21 protein-coding genes and 1 pseudogene are annotated in these 19,970 nt (G+C 66.2%); 21 read left to right on the forward strand and 1 reads right to left on the reverse strand.

Features of this window, described 5'->3' with window-relative positions:
• From ACW9UR_RS22360 to aroQ, 15 genes and pseudogenes are all read left to right on the forward strand, one after another.
• Positions 1-372, forward strand: a 372-nt coding sequence (locus ACW9UR_RS22360) for an AMP-binding enzyme (protein ID WP_458919299.1), incomplete at its 5' end; no start/stop codon positions are given.
• Between the two features lie 13 nt (positions 373-385).
• Positions 386-1,075, forward strand: a complete 690-nt coding sequence (locus ACW9UR_RS22365) for an adenylate kinase (RefSeq protein WP_458919300.1) — start codon at positions 386-388, stop codon at positions 1,073-1,075.
• Positions 1,076-1,180: 105 nt separating this feature from the next.
• Positions 1,181-1,438: a DUF4212 domain-containing protein gene (locus ACW9UR_RS22370; protein ID WP_458919301.1), complete on the forward strand. Its 258-nt coding sequence runs from the start codon at positions 1,181-1,183 to the stop codon at positions 1,436-1,438.
• A gap of 12 nt (positions 1,439-1,450) precedes the next feature.
• Positions 1,451-3,232 carry a sodium:solute symporter family protein gene (locus ACW9UR_RS22375; RefSeq protein WP_458919302.1) on the forward strand — a complete coding sequence of 594 codons (1,782 nt, stop codon included), beginning with the start codon at positions 1,451-1,453 and terminating at the stop codon, positions 3,230-3,232.
• A 114-nt stretch (positions 3,233-3,346) separates the two neighbouring features.
• The gene (locus ACW9UR_RS22380; protein WP_458919303.1) at positions 3,347-5,176 is read left to right on the forward strand and encodes a DUF294 nucleotidyltransferase-like domain-containing protein; all 1,830 of its coding nucleotides are present in this window, start codon (positions 3,347-3,349) and stop codon (positions 5,174-5,176) included.
• A gap of 4 nt (positions 5,177-5,180) precedes the next feature.
• A complete protein-coding gene (locus tag ACW9UR_RS22385; protein WP_458919304.1) occupies positions 5,181-5,687 on the forward strand; it encodes a hypothetical protein in 507 nt (168 codons plus the stop codon).
• Between the two features lie 19 nt (positions 5,688-5,706).
• The gene (locus tag ACW9UR_RS22390) at positions 5,707-6,090 is read left to right on the forward strand and encodes a response regulator transcription factor (protein ID WP_458919305.1); all 384 of its coding nucleotides are present in this window, start codon (positions 5,707-5,709) and stop codon (positions 6,088-6,090) included.
• Complete coding sequence (locus tag ACW9UR_RS22395) at positions 6,083-8,140, forward strand: 3'-5' exonuclease (RefSeq protein WP_458919306.1); 2,058 nt, start codon at positions 6,083-6,085, stop codon at positions 8,138-8,140. The genes ACW9UR_RS22390 and ACW9UR_RS22395 overlap by 8 nt, the downstream gene beginning before the upstream one ends.
• A gap of 135 nt (positions 8,141-8,275) precedes the next feature.
• A complete protein-coding gene (locus ACW9UR_RS22400; protein ID WP_458919307.1) occupies positions 8,276-9,409 on the forward strand; it encodes an ABC transporter substrate-binding protein in 1,134 nt (377 codons plus the stop codon).
• Positions 9,410-9,457: 48 nt separating this feature from the next.
• Positions 9,458-10,378: a branched-chain amino acid ABC transporter permease gene (locus ACW9UR_RS22405; protein ID WP_458919308.1), complete on the forward strand. Its 921-nt coding sequence runs from the start codon at positions 9,458-9,460 to the stop codon at positions 10,376-10,378.
• Positions 10,375-11,358: a branched-chain amino acid ABC transporter permease gene (locus tag ACW9UR_RS22410; RefSeq protein WP_458919309.1), complete on the forward strand. Its 984-nt coding sequence runs from the start codon at positions 10,375-10,377 to the stop codon at positions 11,356-11,358. Before ACW9UR_RS22405 ends, ACW9UR_RS22410 begins: the two co-directional genes overlap by 4 nt.
• Before the next feature lie 64 nt (positions 11,359-11,422).
• A pseudogene (locus tag ACW9UR_RS22415) lies at positions 11,423-11,869 on the forward strand (ATP-binding cassette domain-containing protein); the annotation flags it as partial.
• A gap of 99 nt (positions 11,870-11,968) precedes the next feature.
• Positions 11,969-12,100, forward strand: coding sequence for an ABC transporter ATP-binding protein C-terminal domain-containing protein (locus tag ACW9UR_RS22420; protein ID WP_458919426.1), 132 nt, complete (start codon positions 11,969-11,971; stop codon positions 12,098-12,100).
• Positions 12,097-12,783, forward strand: coding sequence for an ABC transporter ATP-binding protein (locus tag ACW9UR_RS22425; protein ID WP_458919310.1), 687 nt, complete (start codon positions 12,097-12,099; stop codon positions 12,781-12,783). Before ACW9UR_RS22420 ends, ACW9UR_RS22425 begins: the two co-directional genes overlap by 4 nt.
• 81 nt (positions 12,784-12,864) lie before the next feature.
• Positions 12,865-13,305 (forward strand): type II 3-dehydroquinate dehydratase, encoded by a 441-nt coding sequence (aroQ, locus tag ACW9UR_RS22430; RefSeq protein ID WP_458919311.1) that lies wholly within the window; start codon positions 12,865-12,867, stop codon positions 13,303-13,305.
• Positions 13,306-13,363: 58 nt separating this feature from the next.
• Here the strand turns inward: aroQ and ACW9UR_RS22435 are convergent, their stop codons facing one another.
• Entirely contained in the window at positions 13,364-13,777 is a 414-nt protein-coding gene (locus ACW9UR_RS22435) for a RidA family protein (protein WP_458919312.1), read from the reverse strand.
• A 252-nt stretch (positions 13,778-14,029) separates the two neighbouring features.
• Here ACW9UR_RS22435 and ACW9UR_RS22440 point away from each other — a divergent pair, with 252 nt between their 5' ends.
• The 6 genes from ACW9UR_RS22440 to ACW9UR_RS22465 are packed head-to-tail and all read left to right on the forward strand — an operon-like array spanning position 14,030 to position 19,969.
• Positions 14,030-15,037 (forward strand): ABC transporter substrate-binding protein, encoded by a 1,008-nt coding sequence (locus ACW9UR_RS22440; protein WP_458919313.1) that lies wholly within the window; start codon positions 14,030-14,032, stop codon positions 15,035-15,037.
• 53 nt (positions 15,038-15,090) lie between these two features.
• Positions 15,091-15,828: an ABC transporter ATP-binding protein gene (locus tag ACW9UR_RS22445; protein WP_458919427.1), complete on the forward strand. Its 738-nt coding sequence runs from the start codon at positions 15,091-15,093 to the stop codon at positions 15,826-15,828.
• Entirely contained in the window at positions 15,825-16,721 is an 897-nt protein-coding gene (locus ACW9UR_RS22450) for an ABC transporter permease (RefSeq protein ID WP_458919314.1), read from the forward strand. Before ACW9UR_RS22445 ends, ACW9UR_RS22450 begins: the two co-directional genes overlap by 4 nt.
• Position 16,722: 1 nt before the next feature.
• Entirely contained in the window at positions 16,723-18,018 is a 1,296-nt protein-coding gene (locus ACW9UR_RS22455) for a cytosine deaminase (RefSeq protein WP_458919315.1), read from the forward strand.
• Complete coding sequence (locus ACW9UR_RS22460; protein WP_458919316.1) at positions 17,991-19,388, forward strand: FAD-binding oxidoreductase; 1,398 nt, start codon at positions 17,991-17,993, stop codon at positions 19,386-19,388. The genes ACW9UR_RS22455 and ACW9UR_RS22460 overlap by 28 nt, the downstream gene beginning before the upstream one ends.
• A complete protein-coding gene (locus ACW9UR_RS22465) occupies positions 19,385-19,969 on the forward strand; it encodes an NAD(P)H-dependent oxidoreductase (RefSeq protein WP_458919317.1) in 585 nt (194 codons plus the stop codon). The genes ACW9UR_RS22460 and ACW9UR_RS22465 overlap by 4 nt, the downstream gene beginning before the upstream one ends.
• Position 19,970 lies beyond the last annotated feature (1 nt).

The following is a 19,970-nucleotide window of genomic DNA, read 5'->3' on the forward strand; positions in this document are numbered from 1 at the left end:
CACCGGATGGGCACCGCCGAGGTGGAAAGCGCCCTGGTCGCCCACCCCAAGGTCGCCGAGGCCGCCGTCGTCGGCTACCCGCACGACATCAAGGGACAGGGCATCTATTGCTACGTCACCTTGATGGAAGGCGTGGAGGAAACCGAGGACCTGCGCGCCGAGCTGGTCAAATGGGTCCGGACCGAGATCGGCCCGATCGCGAAACCCGACATCATCCAGTGGGCGCCGGGCATGCCGAAGACCCGCTCGGGCAAGATCATGCGCCGCATCCTGCGCAAGATCGCCGAGAACGACTTCGGCTCGCTGGGCGATACCTCGACGCTCGCCGATCCGTCGGTGGTCGACGAGCTTATCGCCAACCGGCCGGCCTGAGGGGGAGCGGACGATGACCGTGCAATCCACCAAGGCTGACGGCGTAACGCTGATCCTGCTCGGCCCGCCGGGAGGCGGGAAGGGCACCCAGGCCCGTTTGCTCGCCGAGCGCATGGGACTGGTGCAGCTCTCGACCGGCGATCTGCTGCGCGCCGCGGTGGCGGCGGGCACCGAAACCGGTAAAGCCGCGAAGGCGGTGATGGAGGCCGGCGGCCTCGTCAGCGACGAGATCGTCATCGCCTTGCTGAGAGAGCGGATGGAGCAGCCCGATTGCGCCCGCCGCGTGATCCTCGACGGTTTTCCCCGCACCCGCGTGCAGGCCGAGGCGCTGGACGCGCTGCTGGCGCAGTCGGGTAAGAAGGTCGACGCAGTGGTCAGCCTCGATGTTCCCGACGCGATGCTGGTCGAGCGGATCTCGGGGCGGTTCACCTGCAAAGGCTGCGGCGAGGGCTATCACGACAGCTTCAAGCCGACTGCGAAAGAGGGCGTCTGCGATGCCTGCGGCGGCACCGAGATGGTGCGCCGCGCAGACGACAACGCCGAGGCGGTGAGCGAGCGACTCAAGGCGTTCCATGCCCAGACCGGGCCGCTGATCGCCTACTACCAGGATCAGGGCGCGCTGAAGCGCGTCAACGCCGTCGGCGATATCGAGGCGATCTACGACCGGGTGGCGGCAACGCTGCGCCCGGCGGTGGCCGCCTGACTTCAGACTGCTGACTGCGGCGGGCCGAGCTGCTCGCCGGCGAAGGAATTCGGCGGGCCGAGTGGGCCGCCGGGCAACGAACTCGATACATCGAGAGGGAGAAAAATGTCCGACGAACAGAACAACGACTATTGGAAGGCCAACTTGCGCCTGATCAAGTGGAGCCTCGCTATATGGGCCCTGGTGTCCTTTGGCTTCGGCATCCTGCTGCGCCCGCTTCTGTCGGGCATCACGGTGGGCGGCACCGACCTGGGCTTCTGGTTCGCCCAGCAGGGGTCGATCCTCGTCTTCCTGGCGCTGATCTTCTTCTACGCCTGGCGGATGAACAAGCTGGACCGCCAGCACGGCGTCGACGAGCAATAAGGAACGGGACACATGGATCAGTTCACGATCAACCTGCTGTTTGTGGGCGCGAGCTTCGCGCTCTACATCGGCATCGCGATCTGGGCCCGCGCCGGGTCCACATCGGAGTTCTACGCCGCCGGACGCGGCGTGCACCCTGTCACCAACGGCATGGCTACCGCGGCAGACTGGATGTCCGCGGCCTCGTTCATCTCCATGGCGGGTCTCATCGCCTTCGTCGGCTATGACAACTCGACCTTCCTGATGGGCTGGACCGGCGGTTACGTGCTGCTTGCGCTGCTGCTCGCGCCGTACCTGCGGAAGTTCGGCAAGTTCACCGTGTCGGAGTTCATCGGCGACCGGTTCTACAGCCCGACAGCGCGTCTCGTGGCCGTGATCTGCCTGATCGTCGCCTCGGTGACCTATGTGATCGGTCAGATGACCGGCGTTGGCGTGGCCTTCGGCCGCTTCCTGGAGGTGTCGAACACAACCGGCCTGCTGATCGGTGCGGCGGTCGTCTTTGCTTACGCGGTGTTCGGCGGCATGAAGGGCGTGACCTACACGCAGGTCGCCCAGTACGTCGTGCTGATCCTGGCCTACACGATCCCGGCGATCTTCATCTCGCTGCAGCTGACCGGCAACCCGATCCCGGGCCTGGGCCTCTTCGGTGACACCACCAGCGGCGAGCCCCTGCTGGCGAAACTCGATCAGATCGTCACCGACCTGGGCTTCAACGAGTACACCGCACACAACGGCGACACGTTCAACATGGTGCTCTTCACCCTGTCGCTGATGATCGGCACCGCCGGTCTGCCGCATGTCATCATGCGCTTCTTTACCGTTCCCAAGGTCTCGGACGCGCGCTGGTCGGCGGGCTGGGCCCTGGTCTTCATCGCGCTGCTGTATCTGACGGCCCCGGCCGTGGGCGCGATGGCGCGGCTGAACATCACCGAGATGTTCTGGCCGAACGGTGCCGACGGTCAGGCCGTCTCGGTCGAGACGATCGAGAACGATCCGGCCTATGACTGGATGGCCACCTGGCAGAAGACCGGTCTTCTCGGCTGGGAAGACAAGAACGGCGACGGCATGATCCAGTACTACAACGACGCCAACCCCGCGATGGAGGAGAAGGCGGCGGCTGCGGGCTGGGCCGGCAACGAGCTGACCAACTTCAACCGCGACATCCTGGTGCTCGCCAACCCCGAAATCGCCAACCTGCCCGGCTGGGTCATCGGTCTGGTGGCTGCGGGTGGCCTGGCGGCGGCGCTGTCGACGGCTGCGGGTCTGCTGCTGGCGATCTCGTCCGCCGTGTCCCACGACCTGATCAAGGGGGCGATCAACCCCGGCATCAGCGAGCGGGGCGAGCTGCTCTCGGCACGTATCGCGATGGCGGTGGCGATTGCGGTGGCGACCTACCTTGGTCTGAACCCGCCGGGCTTTGCGGCCCAGACTGTGGCGCTGGCCTTCGGTCTTGCCGCAGCTTCGATCTTCCCGGCTCTGATGATGGGGATCTTCTCGACCAAGATCAACAATCGCGGTGCCGTGGCGGGGATGCTGGCCGGTCTGCTTACCACCCTGATCTACATCTTCCTGCACAAGGGCTGGTTCTTCATTCCGGACACCAACAGCTTCACAGATGCGGATCCGCTGCTGTTCACCGTCAAGTCGACTTCGTTCGGCGCGATCGGTGCGGTGATCAACTTCGGTGTGGCTTACCTTGTCGCCGGGATGACGAAGGAAACCCCGGAAGAGATCAAGGAACTGGTGCGCAGCGTCCGCATCCCACGTGGTGCCTCGGCTGCCCAGGCTCACTGACCGAGACCGGAGGGGGCTCTGCGGCCCCCTCCACCCCGGCGGGGAATTTCCCCTTCGAGGCCGGATCCCTTTTAGGATGATTACCGTTCGCAACCACTTCTTGGAGCCGCGCCCGTGCCCGAGGACAGCCCCAGCATCGCCGAAGGCCTGATGCGACACGCCCCCTTCGACCAACTTCCCGATGAGGCGCGCACACGCCTGGCCGGGTCGGTTGAAAGCGTGACCTGCGCGGCGGGGGAGGTGCTGTTTGACAAGGGCGGGGAACTCGAGGGTCTTTATGTCATCGAAAGCGGCATCGTGCATTCCGAGGCCGCCGGCGGCGAGGTCGTCTCCCGCCGCGGTCCGGGGGACATCCTGGGTGAGCGCGGCCTTTTGCGGGACGGCAAGGCTCAACTGACGGCACGTGTGATCGAGCCTGCGCGGCTCTGGCTGGTGCCTGCGGCCAGCTTCCGTGAACTGGTTCGGACTGTCCCCGTGTTCAGCGAGTGGTTCGGCCGCCCGAAGGCCGAGGACAGCGGCCCCTACGCAACCGGCCTGACCGCGCTGCGGGTCGAGGACCTGATGGCGACGGAACCGGTGTCCTGCTCTCCCGATGCGTCGATCACCAAGGTTGCCCGGATCATGCGCGACCGCGGTATCAACTCGGTGCTGGTGATGGAGGGCAACCAGATCCGCGGCATTGTCACTGCGCGCGATCTGACCGGCAAGGTGCTGGCCGAAGGCCGTGATGGCACTGTGCTTGTGTCCGAGATCATGACCCCCGGTCCGATCACAATCCCACCCGAGGCGTTGGGTATCGACGCGCTGGTGACGCTGGCCGATCATGGCATCAGCCATCTGCCCGTCGAGCAGGGCGGGCGGATTGTCGGGATGATCGGCAAGACCGACCTCTTCCGCCGCCAGGCCGCCACCGCAAGCTACATGATCGCCGAGATCGTCGAGGCGGAGAGCGCCGAGGACATGGCCGCAGTCGTTGCCCGCACGCCCGCGCTGCTGGCGCAGCTCGTGGCCGCCGGGGTACGTCACGACGCGATAAGCCGGCGGATCACAGACATCACCGATGCCGTCACCCGCCGGTTGCTCACCTTGGCCGAAGCACGGCTGGGTCCGCCCCCGGTGCCGTACCTGTGGCTCGCCTGCGGCAGCCAGGGGCGACGTGAGCAGACCGGCGTCTCGGACCAGGACAACTGTCTGATCCTGGACGATGCCGTGGCGGAGGACGACGACGCCTATTTCGCCGCGCTTGCGCAGTTCGTTTCGGACGGGCTGAACACCTGCGGCTTTGTTTACTGCCCAGGCGACATGATGGCGACCGTGCCGCGATGGCGGCAACCGCGCCGGGTCTGGCGGGAGTACTTCGCCGGCTGGATCGCGCAGCCTGACAACGAGGCGCAGATGCTGGCTTCTGTCATGTTCGACCTCCGCCCGATCTCGGGGGCGATGGGGCGGTTCGACGAGCTACAGGAAGAGACGCTGGCGATGGCACGACGCAATTCGATCTTCGTCGCGCACATGATTTCGAACTCGCTCAAGCACACCCCGCCGCTGAGCCTCTTCCGGGGGTTCGCGCTGATCCGCTCGGGCGAGCATAAGAACACGGTCGATCTGAAACACTCTGGCGTTGTGCCGGTGGTGGACCTGGGCCGCGTCTACGCCCTGCAGGCGGGGATCACGAGCGCTGGGACGCGTGATCGGTTGAAGGCGGCGGGCGAGGCCGGGCTGATTTCGGCCGCCGGTGCGGCGGACCTGCTGGATGCGTTCGACCTGATCGCGCAGACGCGGCTGCAGCACCAGGCGGCGCAGGTGCGCAAGAACAAGACGCCGGATAACTTCATGTCGCCTGCGACGCTTTCCGAACTGGAACGCAATCACCTGCGCGATGCCTTCATGGTAGTGAAGACCATGCAGTCGGCGCTTGGGTCCGGCAAACAGATGCTGGGGTAGGATCATGTTCCTTGAACTCGTCGCAACCTTCGCCGCCGCTCTCGTCGCCGCTGGCCTCGCACTGATCCTCCGGCGGATCACGGGCGGACGCCTGCCACGCTGGCTGGTGCCGATCTTCGCGGGCCTGGCGATGATCGGCTACACGATCTGGTCGGAATACACCTGGGCCGGGCGAACCGCTGGCGGGTTGCCCGAGGGCGTCACCGTGGTCGACAGGGTGGCCGAGACCTTCGTCTACAAGCCCTGGACCTACCTCGCGCCGCAGACCACGCGGTTGATCGCACTGGACCATGCGGGGATGCAGACGAACCCGGCCACGCCCGATGTCCGGTTGGCCGATGTCTACCTTTTCGAACGCTGGCAACCGACCGCGCGCCGGCCGCAGCTGATCGACTGCGCGGCCGCAGCCCGCGCCGACGTGACCGAAGCCGCCATCGACGCGCCGGAGAGCGCGGAATGGCTTGCCGTGGGGGCGGAAGATCCGCTTGTGCAATCCGCCTGTGGCGGGTGAACGATATAAGGGGGGAGCAATGCAGCAGAAGAACATCCTGCTGGTCGAGGACGAGGACAACATCGCCTTCGCGTTGGAGTTCCTGATCGGCCGCATGGGCCACAAGCTTCACCGTGTCGACGACGGCGAGGCCGCGCTGGAAGCGCTCGAGACCGAGCCGGTGGACATGGTGGTGCTCGACGTGATGCTGCCCAAGCGGTCCGGTTACGAGATCTGCCAGTACATCCGCAGCAAGGACGCGCTGAAGGACGTGAAGGTCCTCATGATGACTGCAGGCGGCGGTGCTATGGAGCGGCGCAAGGGCCTGGCGCTGGGCGCGAACGCCTTCCTGACCAAGCCTTTCGCGAACACGGAACTGACCGAGAAGATCACCGAGCTTCTGGGCCAGGATACCCATGCATGAGCGCTGGGGACTGCGCCGCCGCTTCGCCCTGTTCTTCGCGGCGCTCGCGCTGGGTGGATGCGTTGCGCTTGCGGTCGGTCTCTGGCTCGGCGCGCGGCGCGGCGGTGGCTCGGTGGACAGCTATGTCATCGCCGGGGTGGTTGGTGGACTGGGGCTGATCGGCCTTTCGGCCTGGATCGGGCTGCTCTTCGACGAGAACGTCGCCAAGCCGATCCTCGCGCTGGCGAAGGATCTCGAGACCCGCGCGACCGTGGACGTACGCGGCACCCGCATCGATGAGCAGCCCGCGCGCTACCTGGGTGCGCTCGCCCCGGCGGCGAACGCGATCAACGAGGCGCTGACCAAGGCGCGCGAGGCGCAGGAACGCGCCGTGGCCGAGCAGACCCGCCGTCTCCAGCGCGAGAAGGTCATGTTCGAGGCGCTGGTCCGCGACCTCGCCGAGGGTGTCGTCGTGGTCACCCCCGACAACCGGGTGATGCTCTACAACCGCGCGGCGCAGGAGTTGCTGGGCGGTTTGGGGCTCGACAGGCCGCTCGACAGTGTGTTGCGTGGCGGGCCAGTGAGGCAGGCGCTTGAGCGGCTCTCTGCCCGGCGCGCGCGTGGTGAACACGGGGCCGAGCCGTTCCTCGCCACCAGCCGCGACGGTGGGAGGATGCTGCTCGGGCAGGTAAGTCATATCGACATGGCCCCGGCGGATCATGTGCTGATCCTGCGCGACACGACTGAGGAACTGGCCGTACGCTCCGAGCGGGACCACCTGTTCCACGCTTTGCTGGAAGGGGTGCGCCGGCCGGTCTCGGCGATCGGCGCGATACTCGATGCGCTCGAAGTCAGCCCGGAGATCGACGCCCCGACCCGGGAGCGTTTCACCGAGGCACAGCAGCAGGAGATGGCCAGGCTCTATGGCGTGTTGCGCGAACTCGAAGAACGCTATGCCGCGCTGGCCCGCCGTCGCTGGCCGATGTCCATGGTCGCCGCCAGCGATCTGATGCACGGGCTCGCCGGGCGCGGGATCGACTGCGGAACCGAGAAGCCGCGGGACCTATTCGTCCGCTGCGACGCGTTCGCGGTGATCGAGATGCTCTCGAACGTCGTCGAGGGCATGCGCGAAGGCGGCACCCGCGAAGGGTTCGCCGCCCGAGTCGAGGCCCGCGGCGACGAAACCCGGCTGGAGGTCCGCTGGGCGGGCGCGGCGCTGCCGGATGGCGAGTTGCAGGATTGCCTGGAGCGCCCGCTTTCGCCCGGATACGGCGCCTACACCGGGCGTGATACCCTGGCGGCCCACGGCACCGAACTCTGGTCCGAGCCTGCAGACGACGGGCACCGGCTTGTGCTTCCGCTGGAGACCGCGACGCCCGGCGCAAGCGAGGCCTCGGACGTGCGGCCCGAATTCTATGATTTCGACCTGCCTCCGGCAGCAGCGGCAGGCGATCTGGCGGAGCGTCGTCTGGCGGAATTGCCGTTCGTTGTCTTCGACACCGAGACCACCGGCCTGTCTCCCAGTAGCGGCGACCGGATCGTGCAGATCGCCGGGGTGCGGATCGTGAACAGCCGTCTGCTTCGCGGCGAACGGTTCGAGACGCTGGTGAACCCGGAGCGATCCATACCCGCCGCCTCGACCGAGGTGCACCGGATCACCGAGGCGATGGTCGCGCACGCGCCCGGCATGGCGGAGGCGGGGCGCGACTTTCACGACTTCAGCTCGGGCGCGGTCCTGGTCGCCCACAACGCGCCTTTCGACATGGCTTTCCTGACCGCCGAGGAGGCGCGCAGCGGTATCCATTTCGAGAACCCGGTACTGTGTACGGTGCTGCTTTCCTCGGCGCTTTTCGGCGAAGGGGCCGAGCACAGCCTCGACGCGCTCGCCGCCCGGTTCGGAATCGAGATCCCGGAGGCCGACCGGCACACGGCAATGGGGGACGCGCTGGCCACGGGCGAGGTGTTCTGCCATCTGCTCGACCTTCTGCGCGAAGCGGGGATCGAGACGCTGCAACAGGCGATTGATGCGAGCGCCAGGCAGACCAGCATCCGCAAGCGGCAGGCCTATTGATATCCGAACCCTGTGGCGCACCGGGCGGAGTTGCACTAACAAGTCTTTGGACGGGTAATATCGTGCACGCGTGCGCGGTGCGCCCGGCAACAAAAAGACAGTGCAACAAGAAGACAGTATCGACAGGGGACAGACATGAACTTGAAAACGCTCGCTCTCGCGTTGTCGACGGTGGCGTTCGCCGGCTCGGCACTGGCGGATGTGAAGGTCGGGATGATCACCACGCTCTCGGGCGGTGGCGCCGGTCTCGGCATCGACGTACGCGACGGCTTCCTGCTGGCAGTGAAGCAGTCGGGCCGCGATGACATCGAAGTGGTGATCGAGGACGATCAACGGAAGCCGGACGTGGCCGTGCAGCTGGCCGACAAGATGATCCAGTCCGAGAAGGTCGACGTGCTGACCGGGATCATCTGGTCGAACCTGGCGATGGCTGTGGTGCCCGCCGCGACCGCGCAGGGCAAGTTCTATCTGTCGCCGAACGCCGGTCCCTCGGCGCTGGCCGGGAAGGGCTGCCACCCGAACTATTTCAACGTCGCCTGGCAGAACGACAACCTGCACGAGGCCGCGGGCGCTTATGCCAACGGTGCGGGTTATGCCAACAGCTTCATCCTGGCGCCGAACTACCCGGCCGGGAAGGACGCGCTGACCGGGTACAAGCGCTTCTTCGAGGGCGAGGTCGCATCCGAGATCTACACCGACCTCGGGCAGACCGACTATGCGGCCGAGATCGCGCAGATCCGCGCGTCGGGCGCCGACAGCGTCTATTTCTTCCTGCCGGGCGGCATGGGGATCTCGTTCCTCAAGCAGTATGCGGACAGCGGCGTGGACATCCCCGTTGTCGGACCGGCCTTCTCGTTCGACCAGGGCATCCTGCAGGCGGTCGGGCCGGCAGCGCTGGGCGTGATCAATACGAGCCAGTGGAGCAAGGACCTCGACAACCCGGCCAACGTGGCCTTCGTCGAGAGCTTCGAGGCCGAGTATGGCCGTCTGCCCTCGCTCTACGCCAGCCAGGGGTTCGATACGGCGAACCTGCTGATCTCGGCGCTGGACAAGGCCGACGTGGCGGATGCCGACGCGTTCCGCGCCGCGCTTGAGGCGGCCGATTTCGAGAGCACCCGGGGGGAATTCTCGTTCGGCCCGAACCATCACCCGGTGCAGACGATCTATGCCCGCGAGGTGATCGAGGAGAACGGCGTTTTCACCAACCGCATCATCGGCACCGCGCTGGAGAACCACTCCGACGCCTACGCCGCCGAATGCGAAATGTAAGCCCTTCGGCGCGGGCCTTTGCCGGCCCGCGCCCCGTTTCCTGAATTCATGACCTCAACACTTCTGGCCGAGCAGATCCTGAACGGGGTGCAGTTCGGCGTCATGCTGTTCCTGATGGCCGCCGGTCTGACCCTGATTTTCGGCGTCATGGGGCTGATCAACCTGGCGCATGGCTCGCTTTACATGATCGGTGCCTTTGCGGCCGCCGGCGTCGCTGCGGCGACGGGCTCGTTCCTGCTGGCGCTGGCCGCCGCGATGACCGCCGCCGCCGTTGCCGGGGCGCTGGTCGAGCTGACGGTGATCCGAAGGCTCTATGACCGCGACCACCTGGACCAGGTGCTGGCGACCTTCGCGCTGATCCTGATCTTCTCCGAGGGCACGCGGCTGGTGTTCGGTTCGTTCCCGCTGTTCCTGGAAATCCCGCCCGCGCTTTCCGGCCCGGTCAGCCTGCCCGGCGGGATCGAGTATCCGCGCTACCGGCTGGCGCTGATCGGCGTCGGTCTGCTGGTGGCGGCGGGCCTTGGCCTGTTCATCGCGCGCACCCGGGTCGGCATCCGCATCCGCGCGGGCGAGAACGACCGCGAGATGGTCGCGGCGCTGGGCGTCGACATCGGGCGGCTCTACACGCTTGTCTTCGCTTTGGGCGCGGCGCTGGCGGGTTTGGCGGGCGCGCTGGTCGGCGCGATACAGTCCGTGCAGGTCGGCATGGGCGAGCCGATCCTGATCCTCGCCTTCGTGGTCATCGTCATCGGCGGCATCGGCTCGATCCGGGGCGCGCTCATCGGCAGCCTTCTAGTGGGACTGACCGACACGCTGGGCGGCATTTTCCTGCCCGAGCTGTTCAAGCTGGTGATGGAACCGGCGCAGGCCACGGCGGTCGGCTCGGCACTGGCGTCGATGGCGATCTACATCCTGATGGCTGGGGTGCTGGTCTGGCGCCCCACGGGCCTCTTCGGGGCGCGCGCATGACCCGCGAGCATCTGACAAACGCCGCCCTTCTGGCGCTGCTGGTCGCCGTGCCGCTTTGGGCGCAGGTCGCGGACGAGCCATTCACGATCACCCTTGCCACCCGCGCCGCGATCCTGGCGCTGGCGGCGGTGGGGCTGAACATCGCGTTGGGCCTCGGCGGGCTGGTGAGCCTGGGCCATGCGGTCTATTTCGGCATCGGCGGTTATGCGATGGGGATCCTCGCCCATCATGCGCAAAGCTACACTCCGCTGATGGAGACGCCGTTCCTGATCGAGGGGACAAAGTCGATGCCGGTGATCTGGCTGGTGGCGATGGCCGCTTCGGCGCTGGCTGCGCTTGGGATCGGGCTGCTGTCGCTGCGGACCTCGGGCGTCTACTTCATCATGATCACGCTGGCCTTCGGGCAGATGTTCTATTTCTTCGCGATCAGCTGGCCCGCCTATGGCGGCGAGGACGGGCTGTCGATCTATGTCCGCAACGAATTTCCGGGGCTGAACACGCTCGACCCGATCCAGTTCTTCGGCATCTGCCTGGTGCTGTTGTGCGCGGCGCTGTGGCTGAACGCCCGGCTGGCGCGCTCGGCCTTCGGGCTGGCGCTGAACGCCGCGCGGCAGGTGCCGCACCGGGTCGAGACCGTGGGGCTCGATCCGTTTCGGCTGAAGCTGACGGCTCTAGTGATCTCTGGCGCGATCACCGGGCTGGCGGGTGCGCTGTTCGCGGATCTCAACCGGTTCGTCAGTCCGACGATGTTCAGCTGGCAGATGTCCGGCGAGATCATGGTGTTCCTGATCCTAGGCGGCGTCGCGCGCCTGTTCGGCCCGGTCGCGGGCGCGGCGCTGTTCGTTGTGCTGGAGCACGCGCTGGGCGGGCTCAGCGACTACTGGCTGATGTTCCTCGGCGCGCTGCTGCTGGCGGTGGTTCTGTTCGGGCGCGGCGGGGTGATCGGCATTGCCGCCGGGCGGGGGCGGGCGCATGGCTGAGCCGGTTCTCGAAACCCGCGCGCTGTCCAAGACGTTCGGCGCGGTTGCGGCCAGCCGCGACGTCTCGCTGACGCTGCTGCCCGGAGAGATCCATGCCGTCATCGGGCCTAACGGCGCGGGCAAGTCCACGTTGATCGGGCAGATCTGCGGCACGCTGAAGCCGGACGCTGGCACGGTGCATTTCCTGGGCCGCGACGTGACCGGGGACACCACCCGGCAGCGGGCGCGGGCGGGGCTTGGGCGGACGTTCCAGATCTCGGCGCTGGCGATGGAGGATACGGTCCTGCAGAACGCCCTGCTGGGCGCAGTCGGAGCGGCTGGCGCGGCGAGCAGTCTGTTCCGCCCGGTGCTGAAGAACCGGACCTTGCGCGAGCGTGCCGAACAGGCGCTGGCGCGGGTCGGCCTTTCGGATCTCGCGGCTGCCCGCACTGGCGAGATCAGCCACGGGCAGCGACGGTTGTTGGAGGTTGCCGTGGCGCTGACGCTGGCACCCAAGGCTTTCGTCATGGACGAACCGATGGCAGGGCTCGGCACTGAAGGCACTCGGCAGCTGACAAATTTTCTGGATGCGCTGCGGCACGAAGCACCGATACTGCTGGTCGAGCATGACATGGATGCGGTGTTCTCGTTGGCCGACCGGATCACGGTGCTGGACTACGGGCAGGTGATCGCTACCGGCACCGTTGCCGAGATCCGCGCCCATCCGGAGGTGCGCCGCGCCTATTTGGGAGAGGACGCATGAGCCTGCTGTCGCTTTCGGGCGTGACCGCCGGTTATGGCGGCAGCCAGGCGCTGCACGGCATAGATCTGGACGTGGCCGAGGGCGAGGTTGTCGCGCTGATGGGCCGCAACGGTATGGGCAAGACGACAACGGTGAAAGCGATCTGCCGAATGCTTCCCGCCAAGGGGGGGCTCAGCTTCGCCGGTCAGGACCTGTCCGCGCTGCCAAGCCACCGGGCCGCGAAACTTGGCATCGGGTTGGTGCCCGAGGGTCGCCGCTGCTTTCGCGACCTGACGGTGGCCGAGAATCTGGTGGTCGCTGCGCGCCCGGGAGATTGGTCGATGCCGCGCGTCTTCAGTTTGTTCCCGCGCCTGCAAGAACGCCAGGGGCAACGGGCCGCCTCGCTCTCGGGGGGAGAGCAGCAGATGCTTGCGATTGGGCGCGCGCTGATGACGAACCCGCGCCTGCTGATCCTAGACGAGGCGACCGAGGGGCTGGCCCCGATCGTCCGGCAGGAAATCTGGGCCGCCATCGCCGCGCTGAAGGCCGAAACCGGGCTGTCGATCCTGGTGATCGACAAGGCCCTGCGCGAGATGCGCGGCGTCTGTGACCGGGTGGTGATCCTCGAGCGCGGGCGGACCGTCTGGACCGGCGCAATGGCTGCCCTGAGCGCGGAGATCGGCGAGCGTCACCTTGGAGTTTGAGCCGCGCGCCTGCGGCTGTCGGCTTGCACGGGGCGGGCAAACGGATAGGGTGCGGCAGCAACGAACCGCGAGGAGATGCCGATGCCCACGATCCTGGTCCTGAACGGGCCCAACCTGAACATGCTGGGCACGCGCCAGCCGGAAGTCTACGGTTCCGAGACCCTGTCCGACGTCGAGCGCATCTGTGCTGAGGCCGCCGGTGGGTCTGGGCTTGAAGTGGACTGCCGCCAGTCGAACCACGAGGGCGAGTTGGTGACCTGGATTCAGGAGGCGCGGCAGTCGGCTGCCGGGATCGTCATCAACCCGGGGGCCTACAGCCATACCTCGGTAGCGATTCTGGATGCGCTCAACATGTTCGACGGGCCGGTGATCGAAGTGCACATCTCGAACATCCACAAGCGCGAGGCGTTCCGCCACCATTCGTTCGTCTCGGGGCGTGCGGATGCGGTGATCGCGGGGGCGGGGACGCAGGGCTACCTGTTCGGGATCGAGCGGGTTGCGGCGCTGCTGGCCAAGGGCTGAGACCGTGCCGAGTCGGGCGCACCTTGCAAGATAGGGACGGTTGGACGCGCCAACCGGGTCAGAGAAACGGATTGCGGGGCGGACGCTGGATTGTTGCCAGGACCTCGATCTCGACCAGGAATTCCGGGCGTGCGAAACCGGACACGATCATCAGGGTGGAGGCCGGCGGCGGCGTGACCGCGCCAAGGTAGCGGTCGCGGGCCTCCATGTAGGGCGCGAGGTACTCGCGCGCGGTTACATAGGCGTTGACGCGCAGGATCGCGCTGCGGTCCGTTCCGGCCTCGGCCAGGATGGCGTCGATGTTGGCGAAGCAGAGATCCGCCTGTGCTCCCGCACCCTCGGGAACGCTTTCGTCGAGCGCGATGCCGAGCTGGCCCGAAAGCGCGATCAGGCCATGCCCGGCAGGGGCTTCTGCCGCGTGCGAGTAACGGGCGAAGGGCGGGCGGATGCCGCCGGGCGTATGTGCTTTCACAAGGAATCTCCGTTCGGTAGGCGCGGTCACGCTGCATCGGAAATTTGCCGCGCTCAAGGGTCGGCGGCGCTTCGAAAGCGGCACGTGGCGGCAATCTGCCCCGGATCGGGCAATGACCTTGATCGAACGGTCAAATTCTGTGCAACAGGCCTTTCCTAGCGCGACGATATGCGAAACGCTTGTGTTCACCGCCCGCATTGGGAACGGTTCGCACACGCGTGACCGCAGCGGAACAACACGGAGGGATCCCCCATGAAACGCATTCTCGTCTCGGCGCTGGCGTTGGCCGCCGCGCTTCCGGCCGCAGCCCAGGACCTGACCGAGGTCAGCTTCGGCACCAACTGGGTCGCCCAGGCCGAGCATGGCGGCTACTATCAGGCCGTCGCAGATGGCACATACGAGGCCTGCGGGCTGAAGGTCACCATCGTCCCCGGCGGGCCGCAGGTGAACAACCGCGCCCTGATGCTGGCCGGGAAGATCGACTTCCACATGGGCGGCAACCTTCTGCAGGCCTTTGCCGCCGTGAAGGAGGGGATTCCGCTGAAAGTGGTCGCCGCCCACTTCCAGAAGGAGCCGCAGGTCATCCTGACCCACCCTGGCGCCGTAGGCAGCTGGGAGGAGCTGGCCACGCTGGACACGCTGTTCATCGGCGATAACGGCTTCCAGAGTTTCTATCAGTGGATGATGGCGGCCTACGACTTCCCGGCCGAGATCCGTCGTCCCTACACCTTCAACCCTGCGCCCTTCATCGCCGACGAGCGCTCTGGCCAGCAGGGTTACGTCACCTCTGAGCCGTTTGCGGTCGAACGCGAGGCCGGGTTCAAGCCCGACGTTTACCTGATGGCGGACCACGGTTTCACAACCTACGCCACCACGGTCGAGACTATGCAGACCACCATCGATGAGACACCCGAGGCGGTGAAATGCTTCGTCGAAGGGTCGGCCATTGGATGGGCGAACTTCCTCTACGGCGACAACAGCGCGGCGCTCGAGGCGATCAAGGCCGACAATGCCGAGATGTCAGACGAGCAGCTGGCCTACTCGGTAGAGGCGCTGAAGGAGCATGGCATCGTCGATTCAGGCGACAGCCTCGAGCTCGGCATCGGTGCGATGACCGACGCGACCTTCAAGGACTTCTATGACAAGATGGTCGCCGCCGGTGTGGTCGAGGAAGGTATCGACATCGCGCAGGCCTACACGCTCGACTTCGCCAACTCGGGCGTGGCACTGGACGTGAAGAAAGAACTGGTCGGAGAGTGAGCTTGACCCCGACACCGATTGCGGAGGCCGGATCCCGGCCTTCGCTTCTGCAGATGCAGGGCGTGACCAAGGTTTTCGGCAAGGACGTGGTTGCCTTGCGCGGCATGGACCTCGACGTGCGCTTGGGCGATTTCATCAGCCTGCTCGGCCCTTCGGGCTGCGGCAAGTCGACGGCGCTGCGACTGATCTCGGGGCTGATGCACCCGACCGCCGGGCGGATCAACTGGACCGGCGCGCATGGCGCCGACGATCTGGGCGTTGTCTTCCAGGAGCCGACCCTGATGCCCTGGGCCACGGTCGAGGACAATGTCTACCTGCCGATGCGCCTGAAGGGGAAACGAAAGGCCGAGGTGCAGACCGCCATCGACGAGGCGCTTGAGCTGGTGGGTCTCGACGGCTTCTCGAAGTCCTATCCGCGCGAGCTGTCGGGCGGGATGAAGATGCGTGTCTCGATCGCGCGGGCGATGGTGACCCGCCCCCGGCTGATCCTGATGGACGAACCCTTCGCCGCACTGGATGAGATCACCCGCTTCAAGCTGAACAACGACCTTCTGGCGATGCGGCAGGCGATCGGCTGCACTGTAATATTCGTGACGCACTCGGTTTTTGAGAGCGTCTTCCTGTCCGACCGTATCGTCATCATGGCGGCGCGCCCGGGCCGGGTAATCCGCGAACTTCAGGTGGACGCGCCCTATCCACGCACCGAGGAATTCCGCACGTCTGCCGAATACGCCGCACATTGCCGCTCGGCCTCGGACGCGCTGCACGAGGCGATGGGAGACGCCGCATGAGCACGATCACCGATCCCGCCGTGAGTGCCGCCACCGACCTGCGCGATGACGAGGAACTGCGCCGCGCGCGGGGGCGCCGCGTCAACAAGATCGCGCGCTGGGTGCTGCCCATCGGCCTGCTGACGCTGACGCTCTTCTGGTGGCACTGGGTGGTCACCGTGAATGAGATTCCGCACTACGTGCTGCCCGGCCCGATGCTGGTCGCGCAGACGCTGGTCGAGGATTTCGCGACGCTTGCGGGCAGTTGGTGGATCACCATCCAGGTGACCTTCATGGCGCTGTTCCTGGCGGTGACCGTGGGCGTGGGGCTGGCGATCCTCTTCAACCAGTCGCGGTTGGTCGAGATGTCGTTCTTTCCATACGCCGTCGTCCTGCAAGTCACGCCGATCATCGCCATTGCGCCTTTGATCTTCATCTATGTCGCAGACATCAACCTGGGACTTTTCACCATCGACGCGCAGCTTGTCGGCCTGCTGATCTGCGCCTGGATCGTGGCCTTCTTCCCGATCCTGTCGAACACGACGCTGGGACTGAACTCGGCCGACCACAACCTGCGCGACCTGTTCTCGATCTACGGTGCGACGCGCTGGCAGAAGCTGCGCTACCTGCAACTGCCCTCGGCGCTGCCGTACTTCCTCGGTGGTCTGCGTATTGCGGGGGGCCTCAGCCTGATTGGCGCGGTGGTGGCGGAGTTCGTCGCCGGCACCGGTGGCGTCGGGTCGGGGCTGGCGTTCCGCATTCTCGAATCGTCCTACCGGCTGCAGATCCCGCGCATGTTTGCGGCGCTGTTCCTGATCGTGCTGACCGGGGTGGCGATCTATCTTGTGATTACCTGGCTGACCCACGTGCTGCTGCACAAATGGCACGAGAGCGCGATCAAGCGGGAGAATTGATTTGGATTTCATCGCATTGCCTGAAACCGGCCGATACCGGCTGGAGAATCTTGTCACGCCCGCCTGCCTGATGGGCCAGCCGGGCGCGGGCTTTGTCCCCGCGCCGGTGACGGTCGAGGACGGGCGGATCGTCGATGGCCTCGCCGACACGGTGCTGGACATGGGCGGGCGCATCCGCCTGCCGCTGGGCGTGGACATGCACACCCACCTGGACAAGGGCCATATCTGGCCGCGTGCCGCCAATCCGGATGGCAGTTTCGACGGCGCGCTTTCGACCGTCGGCGCGGACCGGGTGGCGAACTGGTCCGCAGAGGACGTGCGCACCCGGATGGAGTTCAGCCTGCGTTGCGCGTGGGCGCACGGGACGCGGGCGGTCCGCACACATCTGGACAGTCTTGCGCCGCAGGATGCGGTCTCGTGGCCGGTGTTCGATGAGGTACGCGCCGACTGGGCCGGGCGGATCGACCTGCAGGCCGCCTGCCTCGTGCCCATCGACATGGTCGAGGATGGCGGCGACTTCCGCGTGCTGGCCGACCGCGTACAGAAATATGGCGGTGTCCTGGGCTGCGTTGCGTTCCCGGCGCCGGATCTGGACGACCGGCTGGATACGTTCTTCCGCATGGCGATGGCGCGGGGGCTGAAGGCCGATTTCCACGTCGACGAGACACTGGACCCGGAAAGTACCGCGCTCGACGCCATAGCGCGGTCTGTGCTGCGCACCGGTTTCGGGTCTGGCGTGGTCGTCGGGCACTGCTGCTCGCTGTCCACGCAGGACGAGGGTGTGGCCGAGCGCACACTGGATCGTGTGGCCGCGGCCGGGATCGCCGTCGTCAGCCTGCCGATGTGCAACCTCTATCTGCAAGACCGGCAGCGGGGCCGTACGCCGCGCTACCGGGGCATCACGCTGGTGCACGAGATGCGGGCGCGCGGCATCCCCGTGGCTTTCGCCAGCGACAACACCCGCGATCCGTTCTACGCCTATGGCGACATGGACACGGTCGAGGTCCTGCGCGAGGCGACGCGGATCGGGCATCTCGACCATTCGCGCGGCGACTGGGCCGCGACGGTCAATGCCGCACCTGCCGAGATCTGCGGGTTCGACCCGGTCAGCATGACCACCGGCCCCGCCGACTTCATGCTGCTCAACGCCCGGTCGTGGACCGAACTGTTCGCGCGCCCCCAATCCGACAGGGTGGTGGTGCGCCAGGGCCGTGCCATCGACCGAACGTTGCCCGCATATTCCGAACTCGACGCATTGATGGAGACGACATGTCAGCCGACATCGCAGGCGCAATAGCCGCCCTTTCGCATCTGGATATCGACCAGAAGCCTGCCTCGGTGAAGGCGAAAAGCCGGGACTTCTTCTGGTATTCCCCGGTGCTCAAGGCCCGGATGGATCATCTGGAGGCGGATTTCGTCGTCTCGCCCCGGTCCGAGGCCGAGGTGATCGAGGTGCTGAAGGTCTGCTACGCCCATGACGTGCCGGTGACGACGCGCGGCGCGGGCACCGGAAACTATGGCCAGGCGATGCCGCTTGCGGGTGGCTGTGTCATGCACATGCGCCACATGGCCGAGGTGAAAGAGGTTCATCCGGGCCGCGTCATCGTCGAGCCGGGCTGCCTGCTTAAGGACCTCGACGCGCACTGCAAGGCGCATTCGGGGCAGGAAATCCGAATGTTCTCGTCCACCTGGGCGACTGCGACCATTGGCGGCTTCATCGCCGGCGGCTCGGGCGGTGTCGGGTCGTGCCGCTGGGGCGCGCTGCGCGACCTCGGCAACATCATCCGCCTGCGCGTCGTGACGATGGAGGAGGAACCGCGCGTGCTGGAATTCCGGGGCGAGGAGCTTCACCGCGTCAGCCACGCCTATGGCACCAACGGCATCATCACCGAGATCGAGATGCCGCTGGCCCCGGCCTATGAGTGGGTCGAGATGTTCGTGGCCTTCAAGGATTTCATGGATGCCGTCGAATATGCCCGCGATCTGACCGACGAAAGCGGCATCCTGATCAAGCTGGCGACACCCATCCAGGCCCCCATCGCGCATGACTATTTCCAACGCGTGAAGCCATATGTCGAGCCGGACGACAACCTTGTCGCGCTGATGGTCGCGCCGCAATCGATGGACGGGTTCATGACCTTCCACGCGCGGCGGGACGCGAGGATCATCTATCGTTCGGACGACAACGACTGGGCGAAGAACCCCGGCCCGGTCTTCGAATACGGTTGGAACCACACAACGCTGCGGGCGCTGAAAGTGGACCCCTCGATCACCTATCTGCAGGTGCGCTTCGCGGGCGACGACATGCTGGACAAGATCCGCAAGGTCTCGGAAACCTTTGGCGACGAGATCATCCAGCATCTCGAAGCGATGAAGGAAGGCGGGCGGACCATGTTCGCGAGCCTGCCGATCATCAGGTTCACGACCGAGGAGCGGCTGGACGAGATCGTGCGCATCCACGAGGAACTGGGCTGCATGGTCTTCAACCCGCACCGCTACACGCTGGAGGAAGGCGGGCGGCAAACGGTCGACGACCGGCAACTGGCCTTCAAGCGCGAGGCGGACCCCAAGGGCCTGCTGAACCCCGGCAAGATGATCGCCTGGGATGACCCGAACTGGGCCTATGACAAAATGTACGCCTATCCCGGCATGACGGCCGCGGAATGACCCGCGCGCTGGTATTGTTCTCTCACCCGGTGCCCGAAAGCTTCTCGGCCTCGCTGCACCGGGCGACGGTCGATGTGCTGAAGGGCCGTGGGTGGGAGGTCGACGATTGCGATCTCTACGCCGAGGGCTTCAACCCGGTCCTGTCCTGCGAGGAACGGCGGATCTATCACGATGAGCCCGCAAACATCGAGCCCGTGGCCGAGCATGTCGAGCGTTTGCAGGCCGCCGAGGCGTTGGTGATGGTCTTCCCGGTCTGGAACTTCGGCTATCCGGCGATGCTGAAAGGCTACCTCGACCGGGTGTTTCTGCCCGGCGTTTCCTTCGGGATGCGCGATGGCAAGGTCGGCGGCTGCCTGCACAACATCCGCAAGGTGGCGGCGGTCACGCATTACGGCACGACGCGGCTGCGGGCGACGGTCCTGGGCGATCCGCCCCGGCGCAGCGTCACGCGGCATATCCGCGCCGTCGTTCACCCGCGCGCCAAGATGCGATACCTTGCCCTATATGACATGAATCGGGCCGACGCCGCACGGCGAGAGCATTTCATGGCCCGCGTCACCCGACAGATGGAGTCCTTCTGAG

The organism is Halovulum sp. GXIMD14794 (assembly GCF_054457455.1).

Bases quoted from the DNA above. Each gene is read 5' to 3' on its own strand.
- ACW9UR_RS22365 (WP_458919300.1), top strand. From the start codon at position 386: ATGACCGTGCAATCCACCAAGGCTGACGGCGTAACGCTGATCCTGCTC.
- ACW9UR_RS22370 (WP_458919301.1), top strand. From the start codon at position 1,181: ATGTCCGACGAACAGAACAACGACTATTGGAAGGCCAACTTGCGCCTG.
- ACW9UR_RS22375 (WP_458919302.1), top strand. From the start codon at position 1,451: ATGGATCAGTTCACGATCAACCTGCTGTTTGTGGGCGCGAGCTTCGCG.
- ACW9UR_RS22385 (WP_458919304.1), top strand. From the start codon at position 5,181: ATGTTCCTTGAACTCGTCGCAACCTTCGCCGCCGCTCTCGTCGCCGCT.
- ACW9UR_RS22390 (WP_458919305.1), top strand. From the start codon at position 5,707: ATGCAGCAGAAGAACATCCTGCTGGTCGAGGACGAGGACAACATCGCC.
- ACW9UR_RS22395 (WP_458919306.1), top strand. From the start codon at position 6,083: ATGCATGAGCGCTGGGGACTGCGCCGCCGCTTCGCCCTGTTCTTCGCG.
- ACW9UR_RS22400 (WP_458919307.1), top strand. From the start codon at position 8,276: ATGAACTTGAAAACGCTCGCTCTCGCGTTGTCGACGGTGGCGTTCGCC.
- ACW9UR_RS22405 (WP_458919308.1), top strand. From the start codon at position 9,458: ATGACCTCAACACTTCTGGCCGAGCAGATCCTGAACGGGGTGCAGTTC.
- ACW9UR_RS22410 (WP_458919309.1), top strand. From the start codon at position 10,375: ATGACCCGCGAGCATCTGACAAACGCCGCCCTTCTGGCGCTGCTGGTC.
- ACW9UR_RS22420 (WP_458919426.1), top strand. From the start codon at position 11,969: ATGGATGCGGTGTTCTCGTTGGCCGACCGGATCACGGTGCTGGACTAC.
- ACW9UR_RS22425 (WP_458919310.1), top strand. From the start codon at position 12,097: ATGAGCCTGCTGTCGCTTTCGGGCGTGACCGCCGGTTATGGCGGCAGC.
- aroQ (WP_458919311.1), top strand. From the start codon at position 12,865: ATGCCCACGATCCTGGTCCTGAACGGGCCCAACCTGAACATGCTGGGC.
- ACW9UR_RS22440 (WP_458919313.1), top strand. From the start codon at position 14,030: ATGAAACGCATTCTCGTCTCGGCGCTGGCGTTGGCCGCCGCGCTTCCG.
- ACW9UR_RS22445 (WP_458919427.1), top strand. From the start codon at position 15,091: ATGCAGGGCGTGACCAAGGTTTTCGGCAAGGACGTGGTTGCCTTGCGC.
- ACW9UR_RS22450 (WP_458919314.1), top strand. From the start codon at position 15,825: ATGAGCACGATCACCGATCCCGCCGTGAGTGCCGCCACCGACCTGCGC.
- ACW9UR_RS22460 (WP_458919316.1), top strand. From the start codon at position 17,991: ATGTCAGCCGACATCGCAGGCGCAATAGCCGCCCTTTCGCATCTGGAT.
- ACW9UR_RS22465 (WP_458919317.1), top strand. From the start codon at position 19,385: ATGACCCGCGCGCTGGTATTGTTCTCTCACCCGGTGCCCGAAAGCTTC.